This window comes from Cupriavidus sp. NPDC089707, from assembly GCF_044748965.1.
In the GTDB taxonomy this organism is placed as follows: Bacteria; Pseudomonadota; Gammaproteobacteria; order Burkholderiales; family Burkholderiaceae; genus Cupriavidus.
This window is the reverse complement of sequence record NZ_JBIVHB010000016.1, coordinates 31,416-49,487: the sequence shown is the minus strand read 5'-3', so window position 1 is coordinate 49,487 and position 18,072 is coordinate 31,416. Positions and strand designations below refer to the sequence as shown.

Here is an 18,072-nt window from a genome sequence, read left to right as displayed (position 1 = left end):
ATCGGGGCGCGCACTGTTCCCCTATCCACTAAGCTTGACCCACCAGCATGCGCAGGAGGTCCCGCCATGAAGGAAGTGATCCGGCCCGAGCACGCCGACGACACCCGTACCGCCCTGTCCGGCGCCAGCCTGCGCCGCGCGTTCCTCGACCACGTGTTCCATACCCAGGGCAAGCTGCCCGGCCACGCCAGCCAGAACGACCTCTACCAGGCCGCGGCGCATACTGTGCGCGACCGCCTGGTGCAGCGCTGGATCAGCACCGCGGAAGCCTATCTGGGCCAGCCTTCGCGCACGGTGGCCTACCTGTCGGCCGAATTCCTGATGGGCCCGCACCTGGGCAACAACCTGATCAACCTCGGCATCTTCGACGAAGTGCACGAGGCCATGGCGGCGGCCGGGCTAGACCTCGACCGCATCCTGGAGCAAGAAGTCGAGCCGGGGCTCGGCAACGGCGGCCTGGGCCGGCTGGCGGCGTGCTTCATGGATTCGCTGGCGACGCTGGAGATCCCGGCGCTCGGCTACGGCATCCGTTACGAGTACGGCATCTTCCAGCAGACCATCGTCGATGGCATGCAAGTGGAGCAGACCGATACCTGGCTGCGCAACGGCAACCCGTGGGAGATCCAGCGCTCCGAATGGGCGGTGCAGGTGCGCCTGGGCGGCCACACCGAGCACTACACCGACGACCGTGGCCACTATCGCGTGCGCTGGGTGCCGGCCAAGACCGTGGCCGGCGTCCCCTTCGACTCGCCGATCCTGGGCTACCGCGTCAACACCGTGAACACGCTGCGGCTGTGGCGCGCCGATGCCACCGAGGCCTTCGACTTCCATACCTTCAACCGCGGCGACTACCTCGGCGCCGTGAGCAAGAAGGTGACGTCGGAGAACCTGACCAAGGTGCTCTATCCCAACGACGAGACCGCGCAGGGCAAGGAGTTGCGGCTGGAACAGCAGTACTTCTTTGTCGCCTGCTCGCTGCAGGACATGCTGCGTCTGCTGGCCGTCGACGGCGTCCCGGTGACGCGCTTCCACGAAAAGTTCGCGGTGCAGCTGAACGACACGCATCCGGCGGTAGGCATCGCCGAACTGATGCGGCTGCTGATCGACGAGAACAACCTGCCATGGAACGAGGCCTGGGACATCACCCGGCGTGCCTTCGCCTACACCAACCACACGCTGCTGCCCGAGGCGCTCGAGCGCTGGCCGCTGCCGCTGTTCCGCCGCGTGCTGCCGCGTCACCTGGAAATCATCCTGGAGATCAACGCGCGCTTCCTGGACGAGGTGCGCATCCGCTTCTACGGCGACGAATCGCGGCTGTCGAGGCTATCGCTGATCGACGAGCACGGCGAGCGCCATGTGCGCATGGCGAACCTGGCATGCGTCGGCAGCCATGCCATCAACGGCGTGGCCGAGTTGCACTCGCGGCTGATGCGCGAGGACGTGCTCAAGGACTTCTACGCGATGTGGCCTGAGAAATTCACCAGCATCACCAACGGCGTCACGCCGCGGCGCTGGCTGGCGCTGTCCAACCCCAGGCTGATGCGGCTGGTGACGGAAGCGATCGGGGATGGCTGGATCTCCGACCTGGAGCGGATCCGCGTGCTCGAGCCCTATGCCGACGATGCCGGCTTCCGCCAGCAATGGCAGGCGATGCGGCGCGCCAACAAGGAAGACCTGGCGCAGCTGATCCGCGACACCACCGGCGTGGTGGTGGACCCGTCGTCCATGTTCGATGTGATGGTCAAGCGCATCCACGAATACAAGCGCCAGCACCTGGCGGTGCTGCACGTGATCGCGCTGTACCACCGCATCAAATCCGACGCGGGCGCCGAGATCCAGCCACGCACCTTCCTGTTCGGCGGCAAGGCCGCGCCGGGCTACGAGTACGCCAAGCTGATGATCCGCTTCATCACCTCGGTCGCCGACGTGATCAACCGCGACCCGCAGGTACGCGACCGGCTCAAGGTGGTGTTCCTGCCCAACTTCAACGTCACCTACGGCCAGCGCATCTACCCGGCCGCGGACTTGTCCGAGCAGATCTCGCTGGCGGGCAAGGAAGCCTCCGGCACCGGCAACATGAAGTTCGCGATGAACGGCGCGCTCAACATCGGCACCATGGACGGCGCCAATATCGAGCTGCGCGAGGCCGTCGGCAACGACAACTTCTTCCCGTTCGGCCTGACCGCGCCAGAGGTCTATGCGCTGCGCGCGAGCGGCTATGACCCGGCCGCCTACTACCACAGCAATCCGCAATTGCGCGCGGTGATGGACCTGGTGCAGCAGGGGTTCTTCTCGCGTGGCGATCCGGCGCTATTCCGGCCACTGTTCGATCCGCTGGCAGGACACGATCCCTACCTGCTGCTGGCAGACTTCGCTTCCTATATCGAATGCCAGCAGATCGTCTCCGACGCTTATGCCGATCCGGATCGCTGGCAACGCATGTCGGTGTTGTCGTGCGCGCGTTCCGGCCGCTTTTCATCGGACCGCGCCATCCGCGAATACTGCGAGCGCATCTGGAACGTCGAGCCGGTGCCGGTGCGGCTGCTGCACCGTGCCAGCGGCGCGCCGTGGCAGGTCGATCCGGGCGCGCGGGGGCCGCGCGCGGCATAGCCATGCATGCGCAAGACGCGCGCACAGTGTGCGGTATCGCATGCGCGGGGCGCCGCATGCCGGGCAGTACTTTCTACAATCGCCCATGTAACAAAGCTCTCGGCCCGGCCGTCCCCCTGCTCGCGCGCCGCACCGCAAAACGCCGTTTTGCTGGCATGGAGCTCGCATTGCGCTAGTGCCGCCGCAAGGCAACCTCCAGGACTCACACGCCAACCGATGGCAGGAGCCGAATTTGAACGCTAACCCGTTTCTACTCGCCCCGGGTGCCAGGTCCGCCCTGCCAAACTTGGCCCCGCTCGACTGCTTTGCCGCGCCCTCTGCAAGTGCCTTCTCCTCCAACGACGAACATGCGCAGGACTACCTGTTCGGGCCGGCCTGGTTGCCCGACGGGCGCGTGCGCTTCCGCCTGTGGGCGCCCGACGCGGCCGAACAAGGCCATGCCGTGCGGCTGGAGATCGCGGGCCTGGGACCGGTCCATATGGCGGCGGGGCCCAACGGCTGGTTCGAGGCGATCGTGCCGTGCTGCGAAGGCGCGCGCTACTGGTTCCGGCTCGACGACGGCACCACGGTGCCCGACCCGGCCTCGCGCTGGCAGGCCGACGACGTGCACGGCCCGAGCATCGTGCCGGCGCGCGACGCCGGTGCCTCGTACGCGTGGACCTGCCCCGGCTGGCGCGGCCGGCCGTGGCATGAAGCCATCGTCTATGAAATGCACGTCGGCCTGTGCGGCGGCTTTGCGGGCGCCGCGCAGCAATTGCCGCGGCTGGCCGCGCTGGGCTTCACCGCCGTCGAGTTGATGCCGGTGGCGGAGTTTCCCGGCGGACGCAACTGGGGTTATGACGGCGTGCTGCCGTTCGCGCCGGAGACCAGCTATGGCACGCCGGACGAGCTGCGCGCGCTGGTCGACCGTGCGCACGCGCTCGGCCTGATGGTGCTGCTGGACGTGGTCTACAATCACTTCGGGCCCGAGGGCAACTACCTGCACCGCTATGCCAGCGCCTTCTTCCGCGCCGACCGGCAGACCCCGTGGGGCCCGGCCATCGATTTCCGGCGCCCGCAGGTACGGCGCTTCTTCACCGAGAACGCGCGCTACTGGCTGGAACAGTTCCGCTTTGACGGACTGCGGCTCGACGCGGTCCATGCCATCGAGGACGAAGGCTGGCTCGCCGCGTTGCCGGGCGAGTTGCGCACCATGCTGGCCGATGGCGCTGGTGGCGACCGCCATCTGCACCTGGTGCTGGAGAACGACGACAACGACGCCGCGCTGCTGGCGCAGGGCTTCGATGCGCAATGGAACGATGACGCCCACCATGCGCTGCATGTGCTGCTGACCGGGGAAGACGACGGCTACTATCGCGACTACGCCAGGCCCGCCGCCGCCGCCGTCGATGCAGGTGAGCGTGGCCGGCCCGCGCTGCGCCATCTCGCACGCGTGCTGGCCGAAGGTTTCGCCTACCAGGGCGAGCGGTCGCTGCACCGTTCCGGCGGTGCCACTGCCGCCACCACTGCCACCATCCGTCGCGGCCAGCCCAGCGCGCATTTGCCGCCTACCGCCTTCGTCAGCTTCTTGCAGAACCACGACCAGACTGGCAACCGCGCCTTCGGCGAACGGCTGGCCAGCCTGGCCGACCCGCGCGCGCTGCGCGCCGCGGTGGCGCTGCAACTGCTGTGTCCACAGGTGCCGTTGGTGTTCATGGGCGAAGAGACCGGTGCGCGGCAGCCGTTCCTCTACTTCACCAGTCATCCACCGGAACTGGCCAAGGCCGTGCGCGACGGCCGCCGCCGCGAATTCGCCGCCAGCGCGGCCTACGGAGACGATGCGCGTGCCGCTGCCATCCCCGATCCCAACGACCCGGCCACCTTCGAAGCGTCGCGGCCGTCGCTGGCGGACGACGCCGACTGGGCCCCGTACTACCGCGAGCTGCTGTCGATCCGGCGGCGCGAGCTGCTGCACCGGCTGCCGGGCTGCCAGGCTGCCGGCGTGGATATCCTTGGCCCTGCGGCGCTGTGCGCGCGCTGGCGCCTGGTGGACGGCATGGAGCTGAGCCTGTGGCTGAACCTGGGCGACGATGCGGTGTCCGCCACCCACTCCTGCCGTGAAGAGCGCACGGCGCTGCACGAGAGCGCGCCGGGCGCCGCCGCGGAACTGTCCGCCGGCATGCTGCCACCGCTGGCCTGCGTCGCCACCCTGTGCGAGCCCGCCGCGGCGCGCCCCAGGTAATGCCGGCTGCGGCAGCCACCGCGCCGGCAGCCGTGCGCGGCCTGCCGCGCGCCACCGCCCGGCTGCAGCTCCACCCTGGCTTCACCTTCGCCGATGCCGCCGGCGTGGTCGACTACTACGCCGCGCTTGGGGTCAGCCACCTGTATCTGTCGCCCGTCTGCGAGGCCAGGCCCGGTTCCACGCACGGCTACGACGTCACCGATTTCACCCGCGTGCGCGAGGCATTGGGCGGCGAGGCGGGCCTGAAGGCGCTGGCTGCGCGCGCGCGCAGCGCCGGCCTCGGGCTGATCGCCGATATCGTGCCCAACCACATGGCGGCGGACTGCACCCACAACGGCTGGTGGCGGGACGTGCTGACGCACGGACGCGCCAGTCCCCATGCCGGCTGCTTCGATATCGACTGGACGCCGCGCGACCCGGCGCTGTGTGACAAGGTCCTGCTGCCGATCCTGGGGCAGTCGTACTGGGACACGGTCGTCGCCGGCGAGTTGCGGTGGGTGCCCGCCAGCGGCGGCCAGCCAGCCCACATACGCTACTTCGACCATGTGCTGCCGCTGGCACCGGACAGCCCCGACGCGGAGGCCACCGCCGACCCCGGCTGGTACGACACCACCCAGCCCGCCGGACGCACCCGGCTGCACGCGCTGCTGGAACGCCAGCACTACCGGCTGGCCTGGTGGCGCACCGCGGCTGCCTCGTTGAACTGGCGCCGCTTCTTCGAAATCAGCGACTTGGTCGGCGTGCGCGAGGAAGACCCGCAGGTCTTCGACGCGGTCCATGGGCTGGTCTTCCGCCTGCTGCGCGGAGGCTGGATTGACGGCGTGCGCGTGGATCATGTCGACGGGCTCGCCGATCCCGCCGGCTATTGCCGCCGCCTGCGCGCCGAGCTTGACCGGCACGCCGCCGCGCGGCCGCCGCTGCTGCCGCTGCAGCGCCCGTGGCTGGTGGTCGAGAAAATCCTCGGCAGCGGCGAACGGCTGCCGCCGGACTGGCAGGTCGACGGCACCACCGGCTACGACTTCATGGACGAGGTGGCCGCGATGCTGCACAACGAGGCCGGCGAAGCGGCGCTGACCGCGCTGTGGGCCATGACCAGCGGCGACGCGCGCCCGTACGCCGCGCACGTGCGCGCGGCCCGTTGCCTGGTGCTGCAGCGGCACCTCGTCACCGAATGCGAGGGCGTGAGCGCCCGCCTGCACGCCTGTGCGCAGCAGGATCCAGGCACGCGCGACCTCACGCCGGCGGCGCTGCGGCAGGCGCTGATGGCGCTGATGGCGGCCGTGCCGGTCTATCGCAGCTACTACGACGCGCAGCCGTCGGCGCGCGACGCCGCCGCCGCGCATGCCGATGACGCCATGGTCGATCAGGCCCTGCAGTCCGCGCGCAGCGGCCTGGCGCCGGACGAGACCGTGGCGCTGGCTTTTATCGCCGGCTGCCTGCGCACGCAGGCCGCGCCGGACAGCGACACCGGCGTGCTGCGCCGCCGCCTGCAGCAGCTGATGCCGGCGCTGGCGGCCAAGGCCGGCGAGGACACCGCCTTCTACCGCTATGGCCGGCTGCTGTCGCGCAACGAGGTGGGCAGCGACCCGGCGCAACTGGCGATGCCGCCGGCGCAGTTCCACGCCCGCATGGCAGCGCGCCGGCTGGCCGGCCCGCATTCGATGCTGGCCACTGCCACGCATGACCACAAGCGCGGCGAAGACGCGCGCATGCGGCTGGCCGTGCTGAGCGAGCTGCCGGGCACTTTCGGCGACGCGGTCGCCGCGTGGGAGCGCGACTGCGCATCGCTGCTCGCCACGCTGCCGCGCGCGCCCGACGCGGCCGACCGGCTGATGCTGTACCAGGCGCTGGTCGGGGCATGGCCGATGGAGCCGACGGAGCCGACGGACCATTCCGGCGACGCGGCGCCGGTACCTGAAGCCCTGCTGGCCCGCATTTCCGCGTGGCAGGTCAAGGCCATCCGCGAAGCCAAGCGCCATGGCAACTGGACCTGCCCCGATGCCGGGTACGAAGCGGCGTGCGAGGCCTTCCTGCGCGGCATCGCGGCGGCGTGGCCACAAGGCGTGCTGGCGCAAATCGGCCGCTTCGCGCAGCGTATTGCCACGGCGGGTGCCGTTAACAGCCTGGCGCAGGTGCTGGTGCAACTGACTGCCCCCGGCATTCCTGACCGTTACCAGGGCACCGAAGGCTGGGACCTGAGCCTGGTCGATCCAGATAACCGCTGCGCGCCGGACTTCGGGCGGCTGCAGGCACGGCTGGCGTGCCGCGCAGGCTGGGCGCACTGGCTGGCGCACTGGCGCGATGGCCGGCTCAAGCAGCAACTGGTGCGCCATGTGCTCGCCGCGCGCGGCGCCGACCCCGCGCTGTTTGCAGACGGCCAGTACAACATGCTGGCCGCACAGGGCACGCTGGCGCAGCAAGTGCTGGCGTTTGCGCGCAGCACCGCTTCGCGCCAGGCCGTCACCGTGGTCACGCGGCTGTCAGCGGCACGGGTCGACCCGGCCGTGCCGCGCATTCCGCCGGCGTGCTGGGGCAACACCACGCTCAACCTTGGCGCGCCGCAGCCCAGCCGCTGGATCGACGCGCTCACAGGGCACCGGCTCGATGCGCCTGCCGGGCGCCTGCGCCTGCGCGACGTTCTGGGCGGACTGCCCGTGGCACTGCTGCTGCGCGAGCCCTGACGCGCGCGTCACAAGCGGGACATGTGCGGGATCGGGGCTTGCGCAGCGATCGGGGTCAGCGGCGGGCGCGGCGCGCTCGGTGCCGCATAGGGTCCAGGCAGTCCATGCGGCCCATACCGCCCATGCGGGTGGTGCGGGTCGTGAGGTAGCACCTGGCCCTGATGGAATGGCTCGGTCCCCGCAGGCGGCTCGCGCTGCGCCTGGCTGGGCGAGGCGCTGCGGTCCTGCGGCAGATAGGGCCGGATCACTACGGCGACGTAATCGTCTTCCTTCGGCGTCACCACGATATAGGCAAGACCGGACATGACCAGCCCCACTTCACCCAGTTCGGTGGCGATGCGCGCCACGATAAAGCGCTGCAGCAACAGCGGGTTGACGCTGTCGTCGATCGCAAGCGCGGCCGTGCAGATGGTCAGGAAGCAGCGCTCGACTTCGCGGCAGACCACCACCACTTCATCGAGCGCATAGCCGGAACGGCTGGCACGCACCAGGACCGAGACGCCGGAACTCGGCGCGGCGCGGTGCCAGCCGGGCTTGATCTTGAAACTGGGCAACGTCAACCCCGAGCCCGTGTCCTGCGCGACCGTATTAAAGCGCTGAGCGAAATCCAGGGGAGTGATTGCGAGCAGTTGGCGTTCGACCGGCGCTGAGGAAACCGATACTGACGAGGCCAGGACGACGGTGGACAGGATGCTGGCGAAATTCATTTCTACCCTCGCAACAGGATGTGCCGCTCCCCCGGCCGGCTGCGCTGATAGGCCCTTCGGCACGCGGCAAGCGGAGCCGCCGCGGCATGGGGCCGGCGTGGCGGGTTGTGCTCGGCGGCACATGCCGTACGCCAGTTCTGGCCAGCATTGCTTTCACTATAGACATGACGGCACGCAAGCACACGACGCTGCCCAAGCGGCGCGCCACCCGCCGGCGATGCGCACCGGTGCGGGCGGTCCCACGCACCATTTGCGCTGGCCGCCGGACGCATGCACTTTCTGCAGCTACTGTAAAAAGTACGGCGCGCGCCGACCGCGAAGCGCTACCGCATGGCCTGATACGCTGCGGCGCAAGGCGCACAACCGGCCCTTCCTGCGCTTGCGCGCCGGCGGGAACGGAGCTTGCAGGTTCTTGGGCAGGTGCGGGCAACGTTGCGCAGCCCGCCGCTCAGCTTCAGGCTATACAGTACGGTGCGCCGTACAGGAGGATCGCCATGAGATTACGTACTCGCTTCCGCATCCGCCGCCTGGCGCTGCCACTGGCGGTACTGGCCATGGCAGTTGCGCCGGCGGTGCCCGCGGCGCCCACCGATGCCCCGGCGGCCCCATCCTCGACGGGCCGCACCGCCGCGCCGCGCGATACCGAGATTGCCAGCGACCGCGCCATCACCTCCGAAGTCCGTGCGCGCCTGGACAACGCCCGCACGCTGGATCCGGCGAAAATCCGCGTGTCGACCATGGACGGGGTCGTCAAGCTTGAAGGCTCGGTGCGGGACGACAAGCAGCGCGCCATGGCCATGGAACTGGCACGCTCGGTACGCGGCGTGACCGCGGTATCCGACGAACTCCGTGCCGGTACAGACTAACGATGCCGACACCGGCACGAGTATTTGCCCCGGAGACACCATTTGCCCTGGAGACACCATGAGCACCCATCGCCAACCCGACCATGACACCACCCGGCGCCGCAGCGAGCCGCGGCCGGATCCGCACAAGGGCGGGCCTGACACCGAACATGAGCGCGGCAAACCCGGACGCGACCGCCGCCACGATGTCGAGCGCGAGCACGACATTCCCGACGAGAACGGCGAGCCGCCCTCGGTCAAGCGCCGCGGCGGCAATCCGGAGGAAAGCGAACCCCCGGTGGAGAACACCTGAGCGCTGCTACGATGCCACGCCGTATCGCTCAGGAGAGACCACAGGAGAGACCATGAGCAAGACCGTACGTACCAGCGCACGCCACGGCGACCGTGTCGGTAGCACCAGCGGCACACGTCGCGATGGCGCGCAAGCTTCCGCCGGGGGCGGCCGTTCGCGCGACAAGACCGCGACGGGCGCCGCGCGGGCGCAGGCCGGTAATATCCCCAGCACGCTGGATCCGGATCTCGAACAAGAGACCAGCGACATCGAAAGCGAGATCGAGCAGCGCGACGACGACGCGCACATGCCGCCGGAAGACGAAATCCCGGAAGAGGAGATTGCCGACGAAGTGGTGCGCGCGGCCGAAGGGCTGCCCGCCGAGGTGCCGGTCGACAAGGCCGACCGTACCGACGATCGCGAAGAGCACCCGCCGCAGCCGCCCCGGCCCAGCGAGGACTGAGGCGCAGGCTACAGGAAAGGGCGGCGGCGCAGCGAACCTGCGCCGCCGCCCTCGCCTTTTTCCCGCCCCCCGTTTTTCCCACCCTTCTCCGGCCTCACTCGGAAGCCAGCAACCCGTAACGCTGCACGCGGATATGGTTGATCACGTCCTGCACGCCGAACACGCGCTCTGCCACGTCCTCGATATCGTACTTGGTGCGGCGGTCGTTGACCTTGCCTTCCAGCGTCACCACGCCGTCCTGCACGCGGACTTCGACGTCGCTGACATCGAGCTCGTCATCGCGCGCCAGCCGGTTGCAGACCTCATCGTGGATGCGGTCGTCGTCACGCCGGTAGTTGCGCGGGCCGGCGGGACGTTGCTGCGTGGGGCCGTCCCACTCGTCGCCAACGTCGCCAACGCCGCCATAGCCGCGCGCCTCACGCTCATAACGCTCGTCTTGCCAGCGCCGGTAGCCATAGCGCTCAGGCTCGCCATAGCCGCCATAGCCCTCATCGCGCGCGTAGCGGCCGCGGCCCGCGCCCGCCGGCCTGCGCCGCGACCATTCATCCTCGTAGCGCCCATCGTCGCGTCCGCTGGCGGCATAAGGAGGCTCGGCCGGCCAGCGCCATTCTTCGACGTACAGCCCATACCACTCTTCGTCTCCCGGCGTCACGTCCTGGGTCTGGTCGCGCGGCAGGCGCTCGGCGGTATTGCCGTAGCGGCCGCCGCTGAGCCCGCGCTGGCGCCGGTTGCGCGACTGGGCCGGGATGCCGCTGTAGCCCTGATCGTTGCTGCCGTACAGTTGGTCGGGGCGCCTGCGCAGGTAGTTGTCGTCGCTCTGTCTCATCGTCGTGCTCCTATGTTTGCCTATGCTCCGGTACAGATCTCCGGGCCGGCGGCGGCCGAAGACGCTTCCGCCAACGGCACCTCGAAGCAGGCCAGCAGCGGCAGGTGGTCGGAGGCAACCCGCGCCAGCGGCGAGCGGTGGCTGGCCACGGAGACCAGGTGTGCGCGCGGCGAGACCCAGATCCGGTCCAGCGCGAATATCGGCATGCGCGAAGGAAACGTTGCCGTGTGCGGGGTATGTTCGAAATACGCGTGAAGCCAGCGCAGCGGACGTCCCCACAAGAACCACTCGTTGACGTCGCCCAGCAGGATGGTGGGCAACGGCGGCGCCGCGGCCACGTAGTTCAGCAGCTGCTGCACCTGATGGCGCCGTTCGCCAGGGCGCAGGCCCAGGTGCGTGGCAATGACGCGCAGCGCGCTGGCGTGCCCCGATGCGGTACAGGCAAGCGTGACGTCGATCGCGCCGCGCGCCTCGCAGCCCTTCACCGTGAGGTCGAGCTGGTTGACTGCCTGCGGCGCAAAGCGCGTCAGCAGTGCATTGCCGAAATCCGAATTGCCGCGCATGCGGGTAAAGCCAGACACCACGTGCATGCCGGTGTGCCCGGCCAGGTATTCGAGCGTGTGGTCGTTGCTGCTGCCCGACTCGACTTCCTGCAGCGCGACGATATCGGCGCCGAGCTCTTCCAGCACCGCGGCGATCCGGTCGGGCCGATAGCGGCGGTCGGTACCGACCGCGCGATGGATGTTGTAGCTGACCACCGTCATGCGCGCGAGCCCGGCGGACCGCATGGGGCCGCGCTGCAGGGCCTGGCCGGCATCCGGCACGCTGAACTGGTCGTGGGCCGCAAGCGCGTGGGCCGCTTGCGCGCCGTGGGGTCCGCGCGCTTGCGCAGGATTTACAAGAGGCGGTAAGTCCGGTTGCATTCGCATTTTGCCGCGCCTTCCCGGCTGGAAAGGCCGTTGCCTGCGCGGCGCGCATGATGCAGCGCACGTGGCAGCGGCCGTTGCGAAAATTGCCCTGTCAGGCGCTCAAGATCAGGCACCGTCCAGGAACTGGCTGCGCGGGCCAAGGCGGCGGCCCAGTTCCGGGCTGACCCAGCGCGTCCCTTCCATGTACGGATCAGCCGTGCGCTGCATGGGCTGGCTGGCGATGCCAGGCTGCGCCGGCACGGTAGAAGGCTGGGCCTCGGGCGCGGGCGCGAGGTCCTGGCGCGTAGGAGCGTTGGCGCCCTGCGTGTATGGATCGAACTTGTCTGTGCTGCGTGCGCCCTGCGAATAAGGATCATAGGTGCCGCGCGGCGTGCCGGGCGTCATCTGCGCCATGGCGGGAATCGCAACGGCGGCGAGCGCGACGGCGGCGAGCAGTCGGCTGGGTCGGATATGCTTCATGGTTACCTCCGTTCAGGGCGCGATGTGCGCGCCAGTAACCATGAGCAAGCGAAAGACGTGCCTGTGCCGTATGGCCCTGACTAACGCCCCCGCTTGCGGCAGGCGGCTCAGGCCATGCTGACCTTGCCCCGCGCGCCGGCCTGCTGCGTCCCGGCCTTGCCACGCGCCAGCACCGGCACCAGGGCCGCGCCGGTATGGCTGGCCTGGATCCGCGCCAGCGACTCCGGATCGGCCGCGCCGACGATGGTGCCGCCGCCCGCGCCGCCTTCCGGTCCCAGGTCGATGATCCAGTCGGCCTCGGCGATCACGTCGAGATCATGCTCGATCACCACCACGCTGTGGCCGCCGTTGGTCAGGCGGTGCAGCACGCGGATCAGGCGCGCCACGTCGGCCATGTGCAGGCCGACGGTCGGTTCGTCGAGCACGTACAGCGTATGCGGCGCCTTCTGGCCGCGGCGCGTGATGTCGTCGCGCACCTTGCTCAGCTCGGTGACCAGCTTGATGCGCTGCGCCTCGCCGCCGGACAGCGTCGGCGACGGCTGGCCCAGCGTCAGGTAGCCGAGCCCGACGTCCTTCATCAGCTGCAGCGGGTGCGCAATATTGGACATCGATGCAAAAAATTCCACCGCTTCGTCGATCTCCATGGTCAGCACGTCGCCGATGTTCTTGCCGCGCCAGGTGACCGCGAGCGTCTCGGGATTGAAGCGCTGTCCGTGGCAGACGTCGCATGGCACTTTCACGTCCGGCAGGAAGCTCATGCCGATGGTGCGCACGCCCTGCCCTTCGCACGCGGGGCAGCGGCCATCGCCGGTGTTGAACGAGAAGCGCGACGCGGTATAGCCGCGCGCACGCGCCTCGAGCGTATCGGCGAACAGCCGGCGGATCGTGTCCCATACGCCGATATACGTCGCCGGGCACGAACGCGGGGTCTTGCCGATCGGGGTCTGGTCGACTTCGAGCACGCGGTCGATCGGTTCCCAGCCGGTGATGGCGTCGCAGCCATACCAGTCGTGATCGACCTTGAGCGGCTGCTTCGCCGTCGACTTGCTGGCCTTCGCGCCTTCCTTGGCCGCATTGCGCGCGCGGCGCGTAGCCGGCGACGACAGCACCGAACGGCCCACCGCATCGAGCAGGTTGGTCATCAGCACGTCACGCGCCAGCGTCGACTTGCCCGAGCCCGACACGCCGGTGATCGCCACCAGCCGCGCCAGCGGGATGCGCGCGGTCACGCTGCGCAGGTTGTGCAGCGAAGCGCCGTGCACGGTCAGCCATGCGGACGGATCAGCCGTCTTGCCTGCCGCGCCCGGCTGCACCGGACGGCGCGCCTGCAGCGGGTGGACGATCGGCTGCGCCAGGAACTGGCCGGTGGTGGAAGCCTGCGCCGCGGCAAGGTCCGCCACGCTGCCCTGCGCCACCAGCGTGCCGCCGCGCTTGCCCGCGCCAGGCCCGATGTCGATGATGTGGTCGGCGCGGCGGATGGTGTCTTCGTCGTGCTCGACCACCACCAGCGTATTGCCCTTGTCGCCCAGCTTGCGCAGCGCATCGAGCAGGATCTGGTTGTCGCGCGGGTGCAGGCCGATAGTGGGCTCGTCCAGCACGTAGCACACGCCCTGCAGGTTGCTGCCGAGCTGCGCCGCCAGCCGGATACGCTGGGCCTCGCCGCCGGACAGGCTCGGCGCGGCGCGGTCCAGGCTCAGGTAGCCCAGGCCCACTTCTTCCAGGAACTGCAGCCGGCTGCCGATCTCGCTGACCACGTCGCGCGCGATCTCGGCGTCGCGGCCGGCCAGGCGCAGGCCGTCGACCCAGCGGCGGGTATCGGACACGGTCCACTGCGCCACGTCGACGATGGCCTGCGTATCGAACGTGACCGCGCGCGCCACCGGGTTCAGGCGCGTGCCATGGCAGTCGGGGCACGGCGCTTCGCCCACGCCTTCGGGCTCCAGCTCTTCCGATGGCAGGCTCTGCTCGCGGCCGCGGTTATCGTCGGCCAGCACGGTATCGTCAAACGCCGCGCGCTGCTCGCGCGTCAGCGCCAGGCCGGTGCCGACGCAGCTGCCGCACCAGCCGTGCTTGCTGTTGTACGAGAACATGCGCGGGTCGAGTTCCGGATAGCTGGTACCGCACTCGGGGCAGGCGCGCTTGGTCGAGAACACCTTGACCTCGCCCACGTGCGCGGTGCCGCCGTTGCTCATGGCATGGTCCAGCCCATCGAGGGGCGCCAGCAGGTGCATCACGCCCTTGCCCGCCTCCAGGGCCTGCGCCAGCAGTGCGCGCAGTTGCTGCTCGTTCTCGGGCGTGATGACCAGGTCGCCGACCGGCAGCTCGATGGTGTGCTCACGGAAACGGTCCAGGCGCGGCCACGGGTCGACCGGCAGGAATTCGCCATCGACGCGCAGATGCGTATTGCCGCGTGCCTTGGCCCATTTGGCCAGGTCGGTATAAACGCCCTTGCGGTTGACCACCAGCGGCGCCAGGAAGCCGACGTGCTGGCCGCGATGGTCGCGCAGCAACTGCGCGGCGATCGATTCCGGGCTCTGCGACGTCACCGGCGCGCCGTCATGCACGCAGTGCTGGATACCCAGCTTGACGTACAGCAGGCGCAGGAAGTGCCAGACTTCCGACGTGGTCGCCACCGTGCTCTTGCGGCCGCCGCGCGACAGGCGCTGCTCGATCGCGACGGTGGGTGGGATGCCGTAGACCGCATCGACCTCGGGCCGGCCCGCCGGCTGCACGATCGAGCGCGCATACGCGTTGAGCGATTCCAGGTAGCGGCGCTGGCCTTCGTGGAACAGGATGTCGAACGCCAGCGTCGACTTGCCCGAGCCGGATACGCCGGTGACCACGTTGAACTTGCCGTGCGGGATATCGACGTTGAGCGACTTCAGGTTGTGCTCATGCGCGTTGACGATGCGCACCACGTCCTCACCCTCGATCTCGCGGCGCGCGCGGCGGGCCTGCAAGACCGCCTGCAGCGGCACGCCTTCGGACTCGGCGCCGGCGGCACGCTCAGCGGCGAGAGTGCCGGCCTGGCCGAGCGCGGCGTCATAGTGGATCAGCGCCTGCCCGGTATGCGACTCGGCGCAGCCTTTCACGTCTTCGGGCGTGCCGGTGCAGACCACGCGGCCGCCGGCATCGCCGCCTTCGGGACCCAGGTCGATCAGCCAGTCGGCGGCGCGGATCACGTCCAGGTTATGCTCGATCACGATCAGCGAATGACCGCTGTCGAGCAGCTTGCCAAAGGCCAGCATCAGCTTGGCGATATCGTCGAAGTGCAAACCCGTGGTCGGCTCGTCGAACATGAACAGCCGGCGCGGCAGCGTGCTGCCGCGGGTGCGTGACGGCGTGGCCTGCGCGGCTTCGGCCAGGAAGCCGGCCAGCTTCAGGCGCTGCGCCTCGCCGCCCGACAGCGTCGGCACGGGCTGGCCCAGCTTCACGTACTCGAGGCCGACATCGACAATGGGCTGCAGCACGCGCAGCACCGCGGCATCGCCGGCGAAACAGGCCGCCGCTTCGCTGACGGTCAGTTCCAGCACGTCGGCAATGCTGAGCGCGCGCGGCGGCTGCCCGGCGATGGCGCGTTCGATCTTCACCTCCAGCACTTCGGGGCGATAGCGGGTGCCGTCGCAATCCGGGCAGCGCAGGTAGACGTCGCTGAGGAACTGCATCTCGACGTGCTCGAAGCCCGAGCCGCCGCAGGTCGGGCAGCGCCCGTCGCCGGAGTTGAAGCTGAATGTGCCCGCGGTATAGCTGCGCTGCAGCGCCATCGGCGCCTTGGCGAAGATCTTGCGGATCTCGTCGAACGCGCCGACGTAGCTGGCCGGGTTGGAGCGCGCGGTCTTGCCGATCGGCGACTGGTCGACGAACATCACGTCATCGACCAGGTCCGCGCCGGTCAGCTTGCGGTACGCCCCCGGCGATTCCGTTGCCTTGCCGAAATGCCGCGCCATCGCCGGATACAGCACGTCCTGCAGCAGCGTGGACTTGCCCGAGCCGGACACGCCGGTCACGCACACCAGCCGCCGCAGCGGGATCTCGACGGTGACGTCCTGCAGGTTGTGTTCGGTCGCGCCCTCCAGCACGATGCGCGGCAGCGCGTCGTCAACGGGGCGGCGTTGCCAGTGCGAGGCATCGGCCACGCGACGGCGCCCGCCCAGGTAAGCGCCGGTCAGCGTGTCGGCGCTGCGGATGTCGGATGGCGGGCCGTCGAAGATGATATTGCCGCCGCGCTCGCCCGGGCCGGGGCCCATGTCGATCAGGCGGTCCGCGGCAAGCATCACCGAAGGATCGTGCTCGACCACCACCAGCGTATTGCCCGCGTCGCGCAGCCGGTGCATGGCCTCGACGATGCGGTTCAGGTCGCGCGGATGCAGGCCGATGCTGGGCTCGTCCAGCACGAACAGCGTGTTGACCAGCGAGGTGCCGAGCGCGGTGGTCAGGTTGATGCGCTGCACTTCGCCGCCGGACAGCGTGCGGCTCTGGCGGTCCAGCGTCAGGTAGCCAAGGCCGACGTCGCACAGGTACTTCAGCCGCGTGCGCACTTCGGCCAGCAGCAGCTTGAGCGCGTCATCCAGCATCGCGCTGGGCAGCGTCAGCTCGTCGAAGAAGCGGCGGATGCGCTCGATCGGCAGCAGCATCAGGTCGTGCACGGTCAGGCCCGGCAACGCTTCGACCTGGGTGCGGTCCCAGTCCACGCCGCGCGGCAGGAAACGGCGTCCGGCCGCCAGCACGGCGTCGGCATTGTCCTTCGAGCCCAGGCGCCACAGCAGCGACTCGGTCTTCAGGCGCGCGCCGCCGCAGGTTTCGCACGGGGTGTAGCTGCGGTACTTGGACAGCAGCACCCGGATGTGCATCTTGTACGCCTTCGACTCCAGGTAGCTGAAGAACCGCATCACGCCGTACCACTGCTTGTTCCACTGGCCGTTCCAGTCGGGCGAGCCATGGACGACCCAGTGGCGCTCGGCCTCGGTCATGTCGGCCCAGGGCGTGTCGCGCGGGATGCCGGCCTTGCCGGCGTAGCGCATCAGGTCGTCCTGGCATTCTTTCCAGGCCGGGGTCTGCATCGGCTTGATCGCGCCTTCGCGCAGCGACTTGCGCGCATCGGGGATGACCAGCCCGAGGTCGACCCCGATCACACGGCCGAAGCCCCGGCAGGTTTCGCAGGCGCCGTAGGCGGAGTTGAACGAGAACAGCGCGGGTTGCGGGTCGGCATAGCGCAGGTCGCTGTCCGGGCTATGCAGGCCGGTGGAGAAGCGCCACACCGGGCCGTCATCGCCATCGGTCAGCACGTAGATGTTGACGCGTCCGCCGCCGCGCTTGAGCGAAGCCTCGATCGCCTCCACCGCACGCACTTTCTCGGTATTGCCAAGACGGAAGCGGTCAGCAACCACGTCGAGCAGCTTGCGTGCGCCGGTGGACGACTGCACCACGCGCTGCGCCTGCACGCGCGTATAGCCACTGACGGAGAGCCATTGCTGGACCTCTTCCTCGGTCGCCGATTCCGGCAACTCCACCGGGAACGTCACCACCAGCCGCGCATCGTGGTGCGGCTGTCCTTGCGCCGTGCGCGCCAGCAGTTCGGCGTAGATCGTCTCCGGCGAGTCGTGGCGCACCGGGTGTGCGGTCTGCTTGTCGAACAGCTCCGCCGCGCGCGCGTAAAGCAGCTTCAGGTGGTCGTTCAGCTCGGTCATCGTGCCGACCGTCGAGCGCGAGCTGCGCACCGGGTTGGTCTGGTCGATGGCGATCGCCGGCGGCACGCCGTCGACGCGCTCGACCTGCGGGCGATCCATCCGGTCCAGGAACTGGCGCGCGTAGGCGCTGAAGGTTTCGACGTAGCGGCGCTGCCCCTCGGCATAGAGCGTGTCGAACACCAGGCTGGACTTGCCCGAGCCGGACGGCCCGGTCACCACGGTCATCTCGCCGGGGCGCAGATCGAGGTCGACATCCTTGAGGTTGTGCTGGCGGGCGCCGCGAATGCGAATCAGCTGCTTGCTCGACACGATTTTTTTCTTTCGGATCAATGCGTTAAGGGAGGGACAGGCG

10 protein-coding genes and 1 pseudogene are annotated in these 18,072 nt (G+C 69.2%); 6 read left to right on the top strand and 5 right to left on the bottom strand.

The genetic code is table 11. The features are described from left to right. The first annotated feature begins 66 nt into the window (after positions 1-66). From ACIP1U_RS22840 to treY, 3 genes are all read left to right on the top strand, one after another. Positions 67-2,610: a glycogen/starch/alpha-glucan phosphorylase gene (locus ACIP1U_RS22840; protein ID WP_400319713.1), complete on the top strand. Its 2,544-nt coding sequence runs from the start codon at positions 67-69 to the stop codon at positions 2,608-2,610. 232 nt (positions 2,611-2,842) lie between these two features. Continuing rightward, positions 2,843-4,831, top strand: a complete 1,989-nt coding sequence (treZ, locus tag ACIP1U_RS22835; RefSeq protein WP_400319710.1) for a malto-oligosyltrehalose trehalohydrolase — start codon at positions 2,843-2,845, stop codon at positions 4,829-4,831. Beyond that, the gene (gene treY, locus ACIP1U_RS22830) at positions 4,831-7,512 is read left to right on the top strand and encodes a malto-oligosyltrehalose synthase (protein ID WP_400319707.1); all 2,682 of its coding nucleotides are present in this window, start codon (positions 4,831-4,833) and stop codon (positions 7,510-7,512) included. Before treZ ends, treY begins: the two co-directional genes overlap by 1 nt. Before the next feature lie 182 nt (positions 7,513-7,694). On the opposite strand, the pseudogene ACIP1U_RS22825 reads toward treY, so the two are convergent. Continuing rightward, positions 7,695-8,219: pseudogene (locus tag ACIP1U_RS22825) on the bottom strand (malto-oligosyltrehalose synthase); the annotation flags it as partial. Between the two features lie 494 nt (positions 8,220-8,713). Here ACIP1U_RS22825 and ACIP1U_RS22820 point away from each other — a divergent pair. From ACIP1U_RS22820 to ACIP1U_RS22810, 3 genes are read left to right on the top strand one after another with little or no spacing between them, the layout of a single operon-like run. Next, on the top strand, positions 8,714-9,085 hold the full coding sequence (locus ACIP1U_RS22820) for a BON domain-containing protein (RefSeq protein WP_400319705.1): 372 nt from the start codon (positions 8,714-8,716) through the stop codon (positions 9,083-9,085). A 58-nt stretch (positions 9,086-9,143) separates the two neighbouring features. Beyond that, positions 9,144-9,377, top strand: a complete 234-nt coding sequence (locus ACIP1U_RS22815) for a hypothetical protein (RefSeq protein WP_063240597.1) — start codon at positions 9,144-9,146, stop codon at positions 9,375-9,377. 52 nt (positions 9,378-9,429) lie between these two features. Next, a complete protein-coding gene (locus ACIP1U_RS22810) occupies positions 9,430-9,819 on the top strand; it encodes a hypothetical protein (protein ID WP_400319702.1) in 390 nt (129 codons plus the stop codon). 94 nt (positions 9,820-9,913) lie between these two features. Here ACIP1U_RS22810 and ACIP1U_RS22805 read toward each other — a convergent pair whose 3' ends face one another. The 4 genes from ACIP1U_RS22805 to uvrA all read right to left on the bottom strand — a co-directional run bounded on the left by ACIP1U_RS22805 (position 9,914) and on the right by uvrA (position 18,029). Beyond that, the gene (locus ACIP1U_RS22805; RefSeq protein WP_400319699.1) at positions 9,914-10,645 is read right to left on the bottom strand and encodes a BON domain-containing protein; all 732 of its coding nucleotides are present in this window, start codon (positions 10,643-10,645) and stop codon (positions 9,914-9,916) included. A gap of 20 nt (positions 10,646-10,665) precedes the next feature. Beyond that, the gene (locus ACIP1U_RS22800) at positions 10,666-11,433 is read right to left on the bottom strand and encodes an endonuclease/exonuclease/phosphatase family protein (RefSeq protein ID WP_400319697.1); all 768 of its coding nucleotides are present in this window, start codon (positions 11,431-11,433) and stop codon (positions 10,666-10,668) included. A gap of 246 nt (positions 11,434-11,679) precedes the next feature. Continuing rightward, complete coding sequence (locus tag ACIP1U_RS22795; protein ID WP_400319695.1) at positions 11,680-12,033, bottom strand: endonuclease; 354 nt, start codon at positions 12,031-12,033, stop codon at positions 11,680-11,682. A 107-nt stretch (positions 12,034-12,140) separates the two neighbouring features. Further along, positions 12,141-18,029, bottom strand: coding sequence for an excinuclease ABC subunit UvrA (uvrA, locus tag ACIP1U_RS22790; protein WP_400319692.1), 5,889 nt, complete (start codon positions 18,027-18,029; stop codon positions 12,141-12,143). Between the last annotated feature and the right edge of the window lie 43 nt (positions 18,030-18,072).

Bases quoted from the DNA above. Each gene is read 5' to 3' on its own strand.
- ACIP1U_RS22840 (WP_400319713.1), top strand. From the start codon at position 67: ATGAAGGAAGTGATCCGGCCCGAGCACGCCGACGACACCCGTACCGCC.
- treY (WP_400319707.1), top strand. From the start codon at position 4,831: ATGCCGGCTGCGGCAGCCACCGCGCCGGCAGCCGTGCGCGGCCTGCCG.
- ACIP1U_RS22820 (WP_400319705.1), top strand. From the start codon at position 8,714: ATGAGATTACGTACTCGCTTCCGCATCCGCCGCCTGGCGCTGCCACTG.
- ACIP1U_RS22815 (WP_063240597.1), top strand. From the start codon at position 9,144: ATGAGCACCCATCGCCAACCCGACCATGACACCACCCGGCGCCGCAGC.
- ACIP1U_RS22810 (WP_400319702.1), top strand. From the start codon at position 9,430: ATGAGCAAGACCGTACGTACCAGCGCACGCCACGGCGACCGTGTCGGT.
- ACIP1U_RS22805 (WP_400319699.1), bottom strand. From the start codon at position 10,645: ATGAGACAGAGCGACGACAACTACCTGCGCAGGCGCCCCGACCAACTG.
- ACIP1U_RS22800 (WP_400319697.1), bottom strand. From the start codon at position 11,433: ATGCGGTCCGCCGGGCTCGCGCGCATGACGGTGGTCAGCTACAACATC.
- ACIP1U_RS22795 (WP_400319695.1), bottom strand. From the start codon at position 12,033: ATGAAGCATATCCGACCCAGCCGACTGCTCGCCGCCGTCGCGCTCGCC.